The following is a 15,096-nucleotide window of genomic DNA, read 5'->3' as shown; positions in this document are numbered from 1 at the left end:
TATCCCTATATATCCTGTGTTTTGAACATACATCTGCCTCCTTATGTACTCACCTGTCTAACTGATGTTACCATGTTTGCTACAGCGCTACACAACTTTCACCAAGAATTGAACACCCGGGTATTCGTAGTACCTGAACCCCTTAAAAAAGCAGCATTGGGGATTGAAGTCGCATCTAAAACTCTGGTCAATCTCAAGGAGCTCGTGGAGCAGGAAGATTTTGAAGATGTGCCTCAGGAGATCCATTTTTTTAAGCATCTCAAACCCTGCCCGATGAGTTATCTCATCTATTTTACTGAAATGCGCACGTGTGAGCTGCGGAAACCCAAGGCCGGAGTTTCTTTTCAGACCCGGTTTTATAAAAAGGAGTTGCGTAAGATCAATAAGTTCTTTAACCGCAATATGCATTTTGTACGGTATATGGAAGAAGAACATACCTATCTGGATCATCAGTTCTTTACGCGCCATGCGCAGCAGAATTTTCCCATAACCCCGATGCTGTACCATTATGACTATGCTGAGTTCAGCAGTTCGCACGATATGCTCTGGGCCCAAGTGCAGGCGATGTACCGGCTTATTCATTACCTACGAGATGCGCTTAAGACCTTAAACCCGAGTAGTGAAGCTGTTTATTTACCTCAGAAGCATCATGTGATGCTCTGGTCGGGGTCTAAAACTGCCTTAGTCGAGCTTATTTATGCGTTATACGCCTCCCAATATTTAAATCATGGGTTGTCTGACCTGAGTACGATAGTGGCCTCTTTTGAAGATTTTTTTAATGTTAAGCTGGATGGGGTTTATAAAACGTATGGGGAAATCAAAGCCCGAAAGGGAAGCAGAACTAAGTTTCTGGAAGAGCTGATCCTGAAGTTGGAATATAAGATGCGGCAGGATGAGGCTTGATTGCAGGTTCTTGAATACAGTGTTCTCAAAAATATCCTTCAATAAACTTAGGGTGACCTCTGGAAATGACATTCAGCTTTTGGGATAATCAAGACTTAAATCCTATTGGATATTTCTCGTTCTGAAATGTATTGTTCCGCTGGCCTGCCCCGATGTAGTGTACTCAATTCACATAAATTTTATTCATTAGATTTGAAGAAGCGCATCAATTTAGAAGGCAGTTTATCCTGCGGTTTTAAAAGAGGTTCTTCTGCAGAACACCCGTAATTTTTTTTGCCATAATCTTGAGGATACAGCATACCGTATTCAAATACCATTGTTGAAGCTAATTGTAATCCTTTTTCACCAAGTCGTTTAAATATAAATTGCCGAGAAAGGGCAGCACACAATTTTTCGATCAGAATGATACAGTGTTGGGTCAATTTTTTATGGGCTTCGTAACTCAATTCCCTAAATTCAGATTGTTCGGTTTTGTGTTGCTTAAGGAATCTGTTACGGTAATCAAACCATAATTCTGAGGGTTTTAGTTTAGTTGTTGTATTGCCTAAGACTACTTTAAAGTTTTCATCACGTGACAATTGGCCATAACTTGATAGGATCTTGATCAGGCCTTTAAGCTCTAAACTGTTTTTTAAAAATTCGATATCCAATTGGTACTGTTTTTTATCAAAACTGAAATAATAGGTATCTAAGATTTCTTCGAATAAAGTTTCTAAGTCTTGACCTAAGAGCTGAAAATAATCAGGGTCGGGCAGTTTTTGGTAAGTATGATAATGAGCTATACACAGGTATGCTTTCATAAATCGCTCTAATCCCTGTGCAACCAGTTCAAAAGGAAATCTATACAGATCAGTATCAAAAGTCTTGTTCTGAAGTTCGCTAAAACCTGCTTTGATATACCGGTCTGCCGTTTCAAATTCCTCTAATAACGCAAACTGCTTAACATCTTCAAGTTCTGAGACTTTTTTTTCGGGTATAACGTGCATATGCTTAGAATTAATTTCACTAAAGACTTGTGAATCTAATTTAAGGAAATAAATTGATTTATGGGGTGTTGTGCAATAATAATCGATGAAATACAATATTTTAGTGCGAGAGGGATATTTACTTATATTTTTTACTCATTAAAAAGTAGCATCGTGCTGCTGCTTTCGTAATACTGTAGGTGTGCATATACTAAGCAAAATAGCGATTTGCTTTTAAGAAATAGATTATTGAAATCATTCTAAAAAATCGGGGCATAGCGGCTGTGGTGTTAAATGGATTTTTTTAAACAGATAAGCACCTATTCTTATCCGTTTTAAATTATAGAGTATTTTGAATTAAACCTGTTGTGATACTATCATTTGGGAAAGCCCTGTGGTAGCTGCGTGTTTTGACTACTGGAACCGCTATACTGTTTAATACTCCTTACTTACCTATAGTTTCGTAAAGCAGGAACCTGCACGATGTATAGGTCATTCTCTTGCATCTAAACTCTTTAAATAGAGAAACACTAAAAACAGTGTTGAAGTACTCTATTTTTCTGCTGAAAATTGGCCTTTTTTTGCGTGATGATAAGTCTATAAATGCATGGGTGTTTTTTATTCTCAATCATGGAATCTTAATGAAATTAAATATTCTTATTTATTTATTATTCATTAACAGAAAATACTCAGTTAAGTGTTAAAATTCTTGAATAAAATTTAACGAATTCGATGTAGTCTTATGAAAGGTTTGGTTTTGACGATGAAACCTTCAATAAATTAACAGTTAATTGTTGGAATGCCTATAGCCCCCTTATACATTTAGTTGGCTTAATAATTAGTTGAATTCAATACACTTATTTAAACCGAATTGTTAAAATATTAGCTGGAGATGGATTCCGAACTGGGACTCAAGATGCGAAGCTATGGAACCAATAAACTGTTAACTCATGAAAAAAGCATTTATAACCGGTGTAACCGGACAGGATGGCGCTTATTTAAGTGAATTTCTATTGAACAAAGGGTATGAAGTACATGGTATGAAGCGCAGGTCTTCTTTATTCAATACCGATCGTATAGATCATTTGTATCAGGATCCTCATATTAAAGACCGAAATTTTATTTTGCATTACGGGGATATGACGGATAGTACCAATCTGATTCGTTTGATCCAGGAAATCCAGCCTGATGAAATTTATAACCTGGCAGCAATGAGTCATGTGCAGGTATCTTTTGAAACGCCGGAATATACAGGTAATGCCGATGGGTTGGGTACCCTGCGGATATTAGATGCTGTGCGGTTATTGAAGATGGAGCATAAAACAAAAATCTATCAGGCTTCAACATCAGAACTTTATGGCAAAGTACAGGAGGTGCCACAGTCTGAAACCACTCCTTTTTATCCGAGATCTCCCTATGCGGTTGCTAAGATGTATGCGTATTGGATTACCGTAAACTATAGAGAGGCTTATGGGATGTACGCGTGCAATGGAATCTTATTCAATCATGAATCGCCCTTACGAGGGGAAACCTTCGTAACCCGTAAAATTACCCGTGCAGCCGCAAGAATAGCATTAGGACTGCAAGAAAAGCTTTATTTAGGGAATCTGGATGCGAAACGCGATTGGGGACATGCTAAAGATTATGTACGGATGATGTGGATGATCTTACAAGCCGAAGTACCTGAAGATTGGGTGATCGCCACCGGAACTACAACTCCTGTGCGGGATTTTGTGCGCATGTCTTTTGCAGAGCTAGGTATTGAACTCGCTTTTGAAGGTGAAGGTGTTAATGAGAAAGGCTATATTAAATACTGCTCCCATCCCGATTATCAATTGGAATTAGGCAAAGAAGTATTAGCGGTTGATCCTATGTATTTTAGACCAACCGAGGTAGATTTGTTAATTGGAGATGCTTCTAAGGCTTTCAATAAGTTGGGCTGGAAGCCCGAATACGAACTGAAAGATTTGGTTAAAGAGATGGTGACAAGTGATTTGAATTTAATGAAGAAAGATAAGCACCTTCAAAACGGAGGGTATGCTATTTATAATTATTTTGAATAAGACGCATGCGCTAATTTAAATCTTAAATTAGACTGGAAATGGGATTTGGTCGTGGTATTTTTCTAAAGTTTATAAATTGATCTAGATGCATAAAGATTCAAAAATATTTGTCGCGGGCCATCGTGGTTTGGTGGGCTCTGCAATTGTAAAAAATCTGGAGGCTAAAGGTTATACCAATCTCGTATACCGGAAGCGCAGTGAATTAGACTTACGCGATACTGCGGCTGTTGCTTCCTTTTTTGAGACGGAGCAACCCGAGTGCGTATTTTTAGCAGCAGCCAAGGTGGGGGGGATTATCGCTAACAACACCTATCGAGCGGATTTTATTTATGAGAATTTGATGATCCAAAACAATGTAATTCATCAGGCTTATAAAGCTGGGGTACAAAAGCTCTTGTTTTTAGGCAGTACATGTATTTATCCCAAGAACTGCCCGCAACCCATGAAAGAGGAGTATTTGCTGACCGATACGTTAGAATATACTAATGAACCCTATGCTATTGCTAAAATCGCCGGGATCAAGATGTGTGAGAGCTATAATCTGCAATACGGAACCAACTTTATTTCGGTGATGCCTACCAACTTGTATGGCCCTAATGATAACTTTGATCTGGAGAAGTCTCACGTGCTTCCGGCCCTGATGCGTAAAATGCATCTGGGAAAAGCGCTGGAGCAAAATGACTGGGACAGCCTGAGGGCTGATCTGAATAAGCTGCCGATTGAAGGGGTGGATGGTACCGATTCTGAAGCGGTCATCCTTAATATTTTAAAAAAATATGGTATTAGTGGTTCCTCACCCTTTGAGGGAGGTCAGGAAGGGGGACCTGTTCACGTAGAGGTCTGGGGGAGTGGAAAGCCCAGACGTGAATTTTTATGGAGTGAAGATATGGCTGATGCCTGTGTCTTTATTATGGAAAATCGCGACTTTACCGATGTCACCCCGAGCGCAGTCGAGGGGCAACCTGCTGAAATTCGCAACACCCATATCAATATCGGTACCGGAGAAGATATCTCGATCAAAGATCTGGCAAGACTCATACAATCTCAAATCAATTTTCAAGGAGTTTTGGTATTCAATTCAAATAATCCGGATGGCACGATGCGGAAATTAACAAACCCCAAAAAAATACATGCTTTGGGATGGCGCGCTCAGGTAAGTCTTGAGGAAGGTATTAACCGAATGTATTCGTGGTATCTTAAACAGACAACGTGTGATTCTGAAACTCCTTTTTCTGTCTGACTGTGAGTTATTTGCAGCACTTCTGTAATTATTTTATACAGATTTTATGCTTCCAATAGCTGGTTTGTGTTTGTGGCTCACTGTTGTGAGAAGTTTGTTTCCTGTTTAGAATTGGTATGAAAAAAAGCACGCTATTCATTATCCTATCGGTATTTATACACTTGATAGTGATAGATAGTTCTTTGTTGTTTTTTACGGCATTTAACTGTTTAACTCTTACAGATCTGTTGTATTTTAATATCAGCTGGCTGATTATTACCTATAGCTTAAATTTTTATCCTACCGCACGTAAAGAGCGTTTCCATACAAATCTCTTGAAACTTTTTTACCTGTATGTAATATACGCATTATCGTATTTCGCTTTTTTTGGTATCAATTCTGGGCGTCTTCAGATACCTATGAAAGACCTTATAAATGTTTTATGCTGCATTTATACCTTGCTAACCATCTACCGAATTTTGTTTTATGGTTATATGGATGCGTACCGGAAGCAAGGAGGGTATGTTGTTGATGTTATTGTAATTGGAAGGGATAAAAATCTTAAGAAAATCAGAGCTGTTTTTGATGATAAGCTAATGGGGTATAATTATTTGGGATATTTTGATGCTTCGCCTTCTACAAGCCCTACCTATCTGGGTACACTTGAAGATGCTTATCTATATATGCTTGGGAACCATGTTAGTCAAATTTACTGTACGGTATCAAAGTTATCGGAAATCGAACTTAAACAGTTAATTCATTTTGCGGATAACAATTTTAAAAAGCTCAAAATTATACCTGATAATAAAGAGGTATTTACACGTGCCATGTCTATTGAACTTTATGATACCGTCCCGGTACTCAATATGCGAATGCTTCCCCTGGAACGCTCTTACTCTAAACTGATCAAGCGCATTTTTGATATTTTGTTTTCGCTTATTGTTATTGTATTTATACTTTCTTGGCTGACACCGTTGCTCTGCCTTCTTATAAAATTAGATTCTCCAGGCCCTATGTTTTTTAAACAGCAACGTAACGGAGTTAATAAGTCTATTTTTTGGTGTCATAAATTTAGAACGATGACGCAAAGCAGCACTGCCAATACCCTTATGGCTGTAAAAAATGATGTACGAGTTACTAGAATTGGTAAACTGCTCAGAAAGACGAGTATTGATGAATTACCACAGTTTATAGATGTATTACTCGGTCACATGAGTGTTGTGGGACCCCGTCCACATATGCAGTATCACACGTTGCAATATGAAAACTCTGTAGATAAATATCTGGTCAGGCATTGGGTGAAACCCGGAATAACGGGTTTGGCACAAATTAAAGGTTACCGTGGAGAGATTATAACTAAAGCCGATATTGTTAATCGGGTACGCTTAGACATTTTTTATGTAGAGAAATGGTCTATCTACTTTGACATTAGGATTATATACCTGACCGTTATAAACTCTCTTCGTGGTGAAGTGAACGCTTATTGACATCCCAACCTTACTTAATTAAATCAAATATTCATTATTTATGCGAATGTATTTTTCAATACTTCTGGTCTTATTCTTTTCTTCCTGTTCTCGGAATTTAATTTATTTTAGTGATGCCTCTTCTCAAGATCTGTCGAAAACAAAGCGAAGCAGTTATCCTGCAGAACCCGTCTTGCAACCCGGGGATCTGTTGAGTATTCAGGTAACTAGCTTAAACGCAGAAGCAGACAAGCCTTTTAACCGAATTTACGAAGGTTCAAATTCACAGCAAGATTTATCAGACAACGGGTATTTGATTGATCAGAACGGGGAAATTACCTTTCCTGTATTGGGTACAGTTTCATTAGGGGGGCAATCAAAATCAGCTGCGCAGCAGCAGCTAACCCAAATGCTTAAAAACTATCTCAGTGAGCCTAAGGTTCGCATTCGGTATTTGAATTTTCGGATAACTGTTTTGGGAGAAGTAGCCAATCCATCCACATTCACTGTCCCCACCGAAAGCATAAGCATTCTCGAAGCTTTAGGGCTGGCAGGGGATATGACCGTTTACGGGAAACGTGAAAATGTTTTGCTCATCAAGCAATCTGAGGGGGAACGTAAATTGATACGTTTGAACCTTAATAATTCGGAAATTTTAGATTCTCCATATTTTTATCTGGATTCTAATGATGTAGTTTACGTAGAACCCATTAAAGCTAGAAAAGAGCAGGCCAGTACAACGCGCAGTACTATTTCATTAATACTTTCTGCAATTTCTATCGCTACACTTTTTATTTTATATAAGTAATTCACTCAAGACCCACCTATGCATGTCTCTTTAAAAAAAGAACCCAAGGATATAAAACACATTCTGTATTCTTATTTAAAATACTGGTATTTATTTGTTTTAGGACTTTTAATAGCCACAGCTAGTGTTTTTTTATACCTCAGGTATCACGCCATACCCATTTACCAGGCAGATAGTGTGCTTCTGATTAAAGATAGTAACGCGACTAACAGGGTTTCGGAAATTGAATCAGCCAGTGATTTGGGTTTGTTTAAATCTTCGCGTGATTTAGTAAATGAAATGGGAATATTAAAGTCTTCTGCGCTTATGGAGCAAGCTTTAAAAAGGATTGGCATTTATGCAAGCTATTCTCTAGAAGGTAACTTAAAAGATGTAGCGGTCTATGAAAAGAATTTACCCATTCATCTTGACGTAGATAGTCTTAACCCTCCAAAGCCCGGAGGTCATTATGTTTTGAAATTTACCGGAGAAACAACTTATGAGCTAAGTACAGAAAATGGAACATTTGTGCCTTATACATTTGGTGTACCCATAGCACTTGGTGAAGGAAGCGTTGTCGTGAATCGCAACCCAAACATTCCAGTAGATGCATTTAAAAATGCATCGCTGAATTTCTCATTTACAGATATACAAGCCGCTTCAGAATATTACAGTTCTAAATTGGCCGTAATGCCTACCAGTGAAAAAGGAGGAAGTTTATTGAAAATCTCATTACAAGATCCGCTGCCAGAGCGCGCAGAAGAGCTTCTCACTACCTTGATTTCCATTTATATGGAAGAAGCGGTGATTTTTAATAATCAATTGGCTTTAAATACAATACAGATCATAGATTCTAGGTTGATGCAGCTTACAGAAGAACTCACAGATGCCGAGAAAAGTGTTGAAGGATATAAACAGCGCAATGATCTGACCGATGTTAATTCTGACGCTCAGATGTATTTAGAAAGTGCTACAGATTCTAACAAGCAACTGGCGAACTATGAGAACCAGCTGGACGTTTTGAATTCTATTTCTGCTTATATCATTCAGTCTGGAAGTGAGTTGAAGATGATTCCCAGCACCTTAGTTGTCGAGGACCCCAGTCTTCAAAATCTAATTTTAAAATTCAATAATCTTCAACTTGAGCGTCAACAAATGTTGCAAAGTACACCCAGTACCAATCCTTTAGTGGTGCGTATGACTGGAGAAATCAATGCTCTTAAAGGTAATATTCTTGAAGCTTTGAACAATGTGAAAAACGGACTTTTGATCACACAAAAGAATATTCGATCTAATTCACAACGTTTTCAGTCCCAGATTAGAAAGGTTCCTTTGGCGGAGCGTGAACTCACTCAAATCAACCGCCAGCAAAGTACCAAGAACGATATCTATACCTTTCTTTTGGAAAAGCGGGAAGAGGCCGCTCTTTCTCTCAATGCACCGGTAACCAATTCTCGTATAATCGAACGACCTAAAGCAACTCGTAACCCCGTAAGACCTAACAAGACTTCGATGTATTTAGGCGCTTTTATATTAGGGATCTTTATACCTTTTTCGGGCATATACGTCCGTCAAAAACTTAATGATACCATACAATCTGTAGAAGATATAGTTCATTGTACAGCTACCCCTGTATTGGGTAAAGTAGCTCATAATAAGGAACGAGTCACTGTGGTGGCCACCGCCGAACGGAATACTCCAATAGCCGAATTTTTTAGGCTCATTAGATTTAATTTGAAGTTTGCCACACTAGGACGCCTAAGTAAAGTGATTTTAGTTACTTCCGGGAAAAAAGGGGAAGGGAAAACTTTTTTTACGATCAATTTGGCAACAAGCTTGGCTTTGGCGGGAAATAAAGTGATCGCGTTAGGATTTGATCTGCGAGAACCGCAGTTGATGAAGGATCTTAAGCTCCTTAACAAGAAGGGGATCACAGACTATTTGAGTCAGGAGGTATTGACTCTAAATGATGTAATTATCCCGGTACCGGATGTCGAAAACTTTGACGTGATTGGTGCGGGAACACTCGCATCTAACCCCGGAGAACTCATGATTAGTGATCGGATACAGGTTCTTATCGAAGAATTGAAATCGAGTTACGACTATGTTTTAATCGATACGGCACCTATAGGTAAAGTTGCTGATGCTTATGGTTTAGCACCTTATAGTGATGTCTGTATTTTTGTCGTTAGACAGCAATTTACCAGTAAAAAAGAATTACAAACGATAGAAGATATTCATAGCAACAAAAAAATCAAATCACCATTTATTGTTTTGAACGATGTAAAAATGGTACACGGAGAAACCTATGGTTATGGTAAAACCAATAAAATAAGTTAAACTAAAAATAAATTCGGATTCTTTTAAATAACTGGTATGTTTAAAATTTCAATATTAATCCCCACTTTTAAAAGACCTGTATTGGTACTTGAAGCTATTGCATCTTGTCTGGACCAAACCTACTTACCTTTTGAAATCATCATTAGTGATGACTCCCCTGATGATCGTACTGCGCAGGCAGTTGAAGAACTCAAACGCGGAACCCATATTTCCATCATTTATTTACACAATAAACCGGGTTTGGGCCAAATAGGTAATACCAACAGACTCTTTGAAACGGCTCAGGGAGACCTTATTCTACTCTTGCATGATGACGATGCTTTATTACCTATTGCTCTCGATTCATTGGTTAAGCTCTTTGCAGCTGATCCTGATCTAGATATCGCTTTTGGAAAACAGTATATAATGACTGAAACAGGTGAAGTATCCCCCAGCAGATCGGAATATTTTAACACCTCTTATTTTAGAAGTGCAGCGTATGAGGGAACTGTACTCACCTCTTTAGAGGCTGGAATGGGACAACAGTTTCCCAACAACGGATACCTGATGAAACGTGAAATAGTGGAAGCGATCCAATTTAGGGCTTATGGTTTTGATGCTGAATTGGGAAATGGTTGTGAGTATGATTTTGGTCTTAGAATAGGTATTGCAGGTTATAAAATGTATTTTTTAAATCAATACCTGGTTAAATATCGAGTGGCTCGCAATTCGATGTCTAGTTCTTTAACAGACGACTCAGGATACCAGTCCTTCAGAATTTTGCGAAATTTTATAGCTGATACGCGTTTTGGTGAAGCTATACGGCACCAACGCTTACGTGAACGCGCTCCTATAGCAATTACTCAAGCTGTAAATACCGGAAGACGAAAGGATGCTTTCACTATATTTTGTAGCGAATGGTACCGTTCTAAAATATTAACAATTCCAGGTTTAAAAAGACTTGGGTATATGTGTTTAGTTAAAAGTAAACTATGATAGTAACCGTTTTATCTGACAGACTCGGAAATCAGCTTTTTCAATATGCAGCTGGTAAAGCACTTGCGGTACAGAATGGCACAGAACATAAATTGAGTAGTGCATACTATCAAAAAGATTCTGTGAAGGATGCATATGAACTGAAGCACTTTAATATAAACGAGACATTTGTAACTCCTAAGGAGCTGAAAAGGTATACATGGACTAAGGACTCTATCATATACCGTATATTGAGAAAAATCTATCCCAAAAAAACCTATTTTGAACCCTCTTTTGAATACGACCCTCATTTTAAGAGTTTGGGTAACGATGTGTGCCTGAGGGGATTTTGGCAAAGTTATAAGTATTTTGAGGGTATAGGACCTATGCTGCGCGATGAATTTCAAATACGTCCTAAACTGGAAGGTAAAAATCTTGAGATGGCCAAGCTTATTAGTACGACTAATTCTGTTGCGGTACATATCAGGCGCGGAGATTATTTGAAAAAGCAACATCAGGAGCACTATGAGATTTGCTCTTTAGCGTATTATCAAAATGCTATAAGGCTTCTGAGTGAAAAAATGGAGCATCCCACATTTTTCTTTTTTTCAGATACGATAACCTGGGTAAAAGAAAACCTTAGCCCAAACCATCCTCATCATTATATAGATTTTAATACCGGAGAGAATGCATATGATGATTTAAGATTGATGAGTTTGTGTAAGGCAAATATAATAGCCAATAGTACATTTAGTTGGTGGGGGGCTTGGCTGAATGCGCATGCAGATAAAACCGTAATAGCTCCTAAAAAATGGTTTAAGGATCCGAGTATATCTCTAGATGATCTATATCCAAAGGGGTGGATCAGGCTGTGATAATTTTACAAATCTAGTTATTTGAATTCCTCTTTTTTTAATCAAATCAAAAGCCATCCTCTTTATGCGCGCTCCCAGCATTGGACTGGCCTCATTAGTATATCCGGTACTGCACAGGTCTTTATCATGCTCATAAGTCTCGCTTCGGGGATTTTGGTAATTCGTTTGCTATCTACCGAAGAATATGCTTTATATACTCTAGCCAATACGATGTTGGGTACTATCATCGCTCTTGCTAATGCAGGAATTCCTATAGGTGTTATGTCTGAGGGAGGGAAGGTTTGGAAAGACAAGAAAAAGATGGGAATGGTTTTTGTCACAGCTTTTGAATTACGAAAGATTTTTGGACTTGTAAGTTTACTCATCGGGATTCCCATACTTATTTATTTATTAAGACTCAATGGCGCATCGTGGACGATGAGTATATTAATCATGATTGGATTGATACCTGCATTTTTTTCTCAAATTTCAAATAGCATTTTAGAGATAGCGCCAAAGCTCACACAGCATGTAGTACCACTTCAAAAAAATCAGCTTGCAATAAATACAGGTCGACTCGTGTTATTAATTCTTCTGATATTTTTATTCCCTTTTGCCTATATAGCCATTATAGCTTCAACTCTTCCTCAGGTTTGGGGAAATATCAGACTTAAGAAAATAACGAATTCTTCTGTAGACTGGGAACAGCAGTCCGATTCAGAAATAAAACTTCGCTTGGTAGCTAAAACCAGACGTATTTTGCCTGAAGCCATTTTCTATTGTTTGTCTGGGCAGCTTACCGTATGGTTATTATCGCTTTTTGGTTCTACTGATTCTGTCGCTCAAATAGGTGCACTTGGTCGGTTAGCCATGGTTATGAATATTATTTCTGTTTTGTTTGGCATGTTAATAGCACCTCGTTTTGCCCGGTTAGAAGCCGATTTTAGTTTGTTGAAGAGGAGGTATCTTCAGGCGCTATTGCTCGTAGTCGTTCTCTTTTTAGGGATTATAGGAATTGTATATTGGTTTCCATCTCAAATTTTGTGGATCCTAGGCGCTAAGTATGGTGATTTAGAGGATGAAGTGGTATTGGCAGTAATAGGAAGCAGTCTAAATCTGCTATCGGGCATTATCTATGCGCTGTATTCCAGTAGGGGATGGATCATCAATCCGTTTCTGTATATAGCAATAAGTATTTCTTCTACAATAATTGCAATGCTGGTGTTAGATATAACTACGCTATACGGGGTTTTGCTGCTCAATATTGCAATAGCCGGAGTACAGGTACTCACTCATTACTATTATGGTCTGTATAAATTATATGCGCTAAAGGCAGAATCTTAAAGCTTTTTACACACAATCATTATGGAAAAAAAGAAGCGAAATAAATTATTGATAATTGGTCCCACCCACGGCGTTTATGGAGGGATGGAGGCATTTATGATTACTATTGCTGAGGCTGCCTCAAATTGGTCTGAATATGAAGTAAGATTGTGTTTTAAACTGGTAAAAAACGCCCATGCTGAATCGCATTTAATCGAGGCAGCATCCAAAGGATGTAAACACGTTGACTTTGTAGACAGAGGTTCTTTAAGACTTATTAAGATCATCTCTTGGGCTGATATATTACATGTACAGAATACACCTCCTGATGTGATCTTTACAGCAAAATTATTATCAAAAAAAATCATTCTTACAATTCACAATTGGAGACGAACAGACAATAATATCCATACCATTATGTGGGGATATGCTGCAAAGCTTGCCGATAAAAGATGGTATAATTCCCATTTTGTATGGAATACCTGGGAGCCTGATGTAAAGTTGCGAACAAGCGATGCTTTTCCCACTGTTTCTAAACTTCCCGATGGCTTTTGTGCCCCCTCCGATAGAAGCGGTTTTATTTTTCTAGGTCGCTGGATTGAAAATAAGGGAATCGAGGAAATTCTGAAGGCCTATGCGCTAGCCACTTTTGATAAGCACCGTCATCCATTGACCCTATTAGGGGATGGCCCACTGCGAACTCAGGTTAATGAATTAATTTATGAATTGGGATTAGAAGAAAACGTGCGTATGCCTGGTTTTGTAAGTGCAGCAACCAAAGAAAAATTACTGGCATCCTCAAAATGGCTGCTGGCGCCGGCAAAAACGAAAGAAGATTTGGGTCTTACACCAATTGAAGCCCGAAATATTGGTGTTCCGGCCATAGTAACCCGAGATGGAGGTCTCCCGGAGGCAGGTGGAGCAGCAGCTTTAGTCGCAGAACCGGGAGACGTAAACAGCTTGCTGCGCTGTATGAGTGAAGCAGCAGCAATGAATGACGAGGATTATAAACTGCGTGCAGATTTGGCCAAATCATCGCTACAAGATTTTTTAAAACCTCTTGATTTTTACAGGATCGAATTTTTAAACTAACTAGTAGTTATGCATAGTAAACCTAAACTTTCTGCCTATAACAGTCTTTTTCTGGATCTTTTGCGAATATTGGCCGCTTTAGCCGTTGTATATGTACATGCTTCCGACCAGTGGCTTTCAGATACTTACACCCCCCCGCACGGAGGAGCAAATATTGGACATTTAGGCGTTGTGGTATTTTTTGTGCTTTCTGGTTTTGTAATCTCGTATTCCACACATTCTAAAAACAAAGGACCTTTGGCTTATGGCATTGCCAGATTGAGCCGGCTGTATTCGATGGTGATACCGGCATTACTAATTACCGCTTGTATTCAGGCATTGGTAGTATATCTAGATCCCGTACTTTCTTTTGAATATATTCGTGGAGCATCTTGGCCCAGGTATATTTTATCATTTTTTTATTTGAGTGAATCAGCTACTTGGTCTGCAGCTCCACCTATAAACAGACCGTTATGGTCTTTGAGTTATGAGTTTTGGTATTATGTTATTTTTGGATTATTGTTTTTTAAAAATACGAAGTACAGATCCTATTTGTTTATAGGGCTGGCTTGTGTTATAGCGGGCCCTAAAATAATATTGATGATGCCTATATGGCTTTGTGGTTGCTTTGCCTATAAGCTGAATCATCGCGTTGCGCTACCCTACAAGTCCTGGAGTCTCGTTTGTCTATGTTTATTCTTGGCCGGATTTGTATACGCCTTTTTACCAGCCATCCCATTTAAACTTGGGGTACCACCCTTGTATTATTCAAATCAGTTTGTAACCGATTATATCTTAGGATTTTTGATAGGATTAGCCTTGCTTTTTATGCCTTTAACTCCTAGTCCTACTCAGGTTGAGAAGTGGGCAGTGCATTTACGTAAAATGGGGGATTTGACATTCCCTCTATATGTTTTGCACCATCCCTTACTGATTTTATGGAAAGCTGTTTTTGGGTTTCAGCTAGATAATCGTATAGATATGTGGGTTGCTTTTTGGGGTGTTCTATTTATCAGTTGTTTTCTAGGCATTCTTCTGGAACGACAGCGTTACTTCTGGAATGCTTTTTTTAAAAGGTTACTGAATTTACCTGTATTAAAAACCAGGATTTACCCAAAACTGAAGGCGATACATTTTTAAATAATAGAGCC

General features: G+C 38.5%; 12 protein-coding genes. 11 read left to right on the top strand and 1 reads right to left on the bottom strand.

Going from position 1 to position 15,096, the window contains the following annotated elements; translation table 11 throughout:
* Window positions 1-21: 21 nt before the first annotated feature.
* A complete protein-coding gene (locus DSM03_RS15790) occupies window positions 22-903 on the top strand; it encodes an RteC domain-containing protein (protein WP_236643959.1) in 882 nt (293 codons plus the stop codon).
* 179 nt (window positions 904-1,082) lie between these two features.
* Here DSM03_RS15790 and DSM03_RS15785 read toward each other — a convergent pair whose 3' ends face one another.
* Window positions 1,083-1,889 carry a hypothetical protein gene (locus tag DSM03_RS15785; RefSeq protein ID WP_128763340.1) on the bottom strand — a complete coding sequence of 269 codons (807 nt, stop codon included), beginning with the start codon at window positions 1,887-1,889 and terminating at the stop codon, window positions 1,083-1,085.
* A gap of 929 nt (window positions 1,890-2,818) precedes the next feature.
* Here DSM03_RS15785 and gmd point away from each other — a divergent pair.
* The 10 genes from gmd to DSM03_RS15735 all read left to right on the top strand — a co-directional run bounded on the left by gmd (window position 2,819) and on the right by DSM03_RS15735 (window position 15,085).
* Window positions 2,819-3,931: a GDP-mannose 4,6-dehydratase gene (gene gmd, locus DSM03_RS15780; protein WP_128763339.1), complete on the top strand. Its 1,113-nt coding sequence runs from the start codon at window positions 2,819-2,821 to the stop codon at window positions 3,929-3,931.
* A gap of 85 nt (window positions 3,932-4,016) precedes the next feature.
* On the top strand, window positions 4,017-5,171 hold the full coding sequence (locus tag DSM03_RS15775; RefSeq protein WP_128763338.1) for a GDP-L-fucose synthase family protein: 1,155 nt from the start codon (window positions 4,017-4,019) through the stop codon (window positions 5,169-5,171).
* Window positions 5,172-5,287: 116 nt separating this feature from the next.
* On the top strand, window positions 5,288-6,637 hold the full coding sequence (locus DSM03_RS15770) for an exopolysaccharide biosynthesis polyprenyl glycosylphosphotransferase (protein ID WP_128763337.1): 1,350 nt from the start codon (window positions 5,288-5,290) through the stop codon (window positions 6,635-6,637).
* A 40-nt stretch (window positions 6,638-6,677) separates the two neighbouring features.
* The gene (locus DSM03_RS15765) at window positions 6,678-7,424 is read left to right on the top strand and encodes a polysaccharide biosynthesis/export family protein (protein ID WP_128763336.1); all 747 of its coding nucleotides are present in this window, start codon (window positions 6,678-6,680) and stop codon (window positions 7,422-7,424) included.
* 18 nt (window positions 7,425-7,442) lie between these two features.
* Complete coding sequence (locus DSM03_RS15760; RefSeq protein WP_128763335.1) at window positions 7,443-9,743, top strand: GumC family protein; 2,301 nt, start codon at window positions 7,443-7,445, stop codon at window positions 9,741-9,743.
* A 36-nt stretch (window positions 9,744-9,779) separates the two neighbouring features.
* Window positions 9,780-10,718: a glycosyltransferase family 2 protein gene (locus tag DSM03_RS15755; RefSeq protein ID WP_128763334.1), complete on the top strand. Its 939-nt coding sequence runs from the start codon at window positions 9,780-9,782 to the stop codon at window positions 10,716-10,718.
* The gene (locus DSM03_RS15750) at window positions 10,715-11,572 is read left to right on the top strand and encodes an alpha-1,2-fucosyltransferase (protein ID WP_128763333.1); all 858 of its coding nucleotides are present in this window, start codon (window positions 10,715-10,717) and stop codon (window positions 11,570-11,572) included. Before DSM03_RS15755 ends, DSM03_RS15750 begins: the two co-directional genes overlap by 4 nt.
* Window positions 11,573-11,593: 21 nt before the next feature.
* Window positions 11,594-12,895 carry an MATE family efflux transporter gene (locus DSM03_RS15745; RefSeq protein ID WP_128763332.1) on the top strand — a complete coding sequence of 434 codons (1,302 nt, stop codon included), beginning with the start codon at window positions 11,594-11,596 and terminating at the stop codon, window positions 12,893-12,895.
* Window positions 12,896-12,916: 21 nt separating this feature from the next.
* Window positions 12,917-13,966, top strand: a complete 1,050-nt coding sequence (locus DSM03_RS15740; protein WP_128763331.1) for a glycosyltransferase family 4 protein — start codon at window positions 12,917-12,919, stop codon at window positions 13,964-13,966.
* 9 nt (window positions 13,967-13,975) lie between these two features.
* The gene (locus tag DSM03_RS15735) at window positions 13,976-15,085 is read left to right on the top strand and encodes an acyltransferase family protein (protein WP_128763330.1); all 1,110 of its coding nucleotides are present in this window, start codon (window positions 13,976-13,978) and stop codon (window positions 15,083-15,085) included.
* The last annotated feature ends 11 nt before the right edge of the window (window positions 15,086-15,096 follow it).

It is taken from the genome of Leeuwenhoekiella aestuarii (genome assembly GCF_004104055.1).
Taxonomy (GTDB): Bacteria; Bacteroidota; Bacteroidia; order Flavobacteriales; family Flavobacteriaceae; genus Leeuwenhoekiella; species Leeuwenhoekiella aestuarii.
This window is presented reverse-complemented; position numbering and strand designations above follow the sequence as displayed.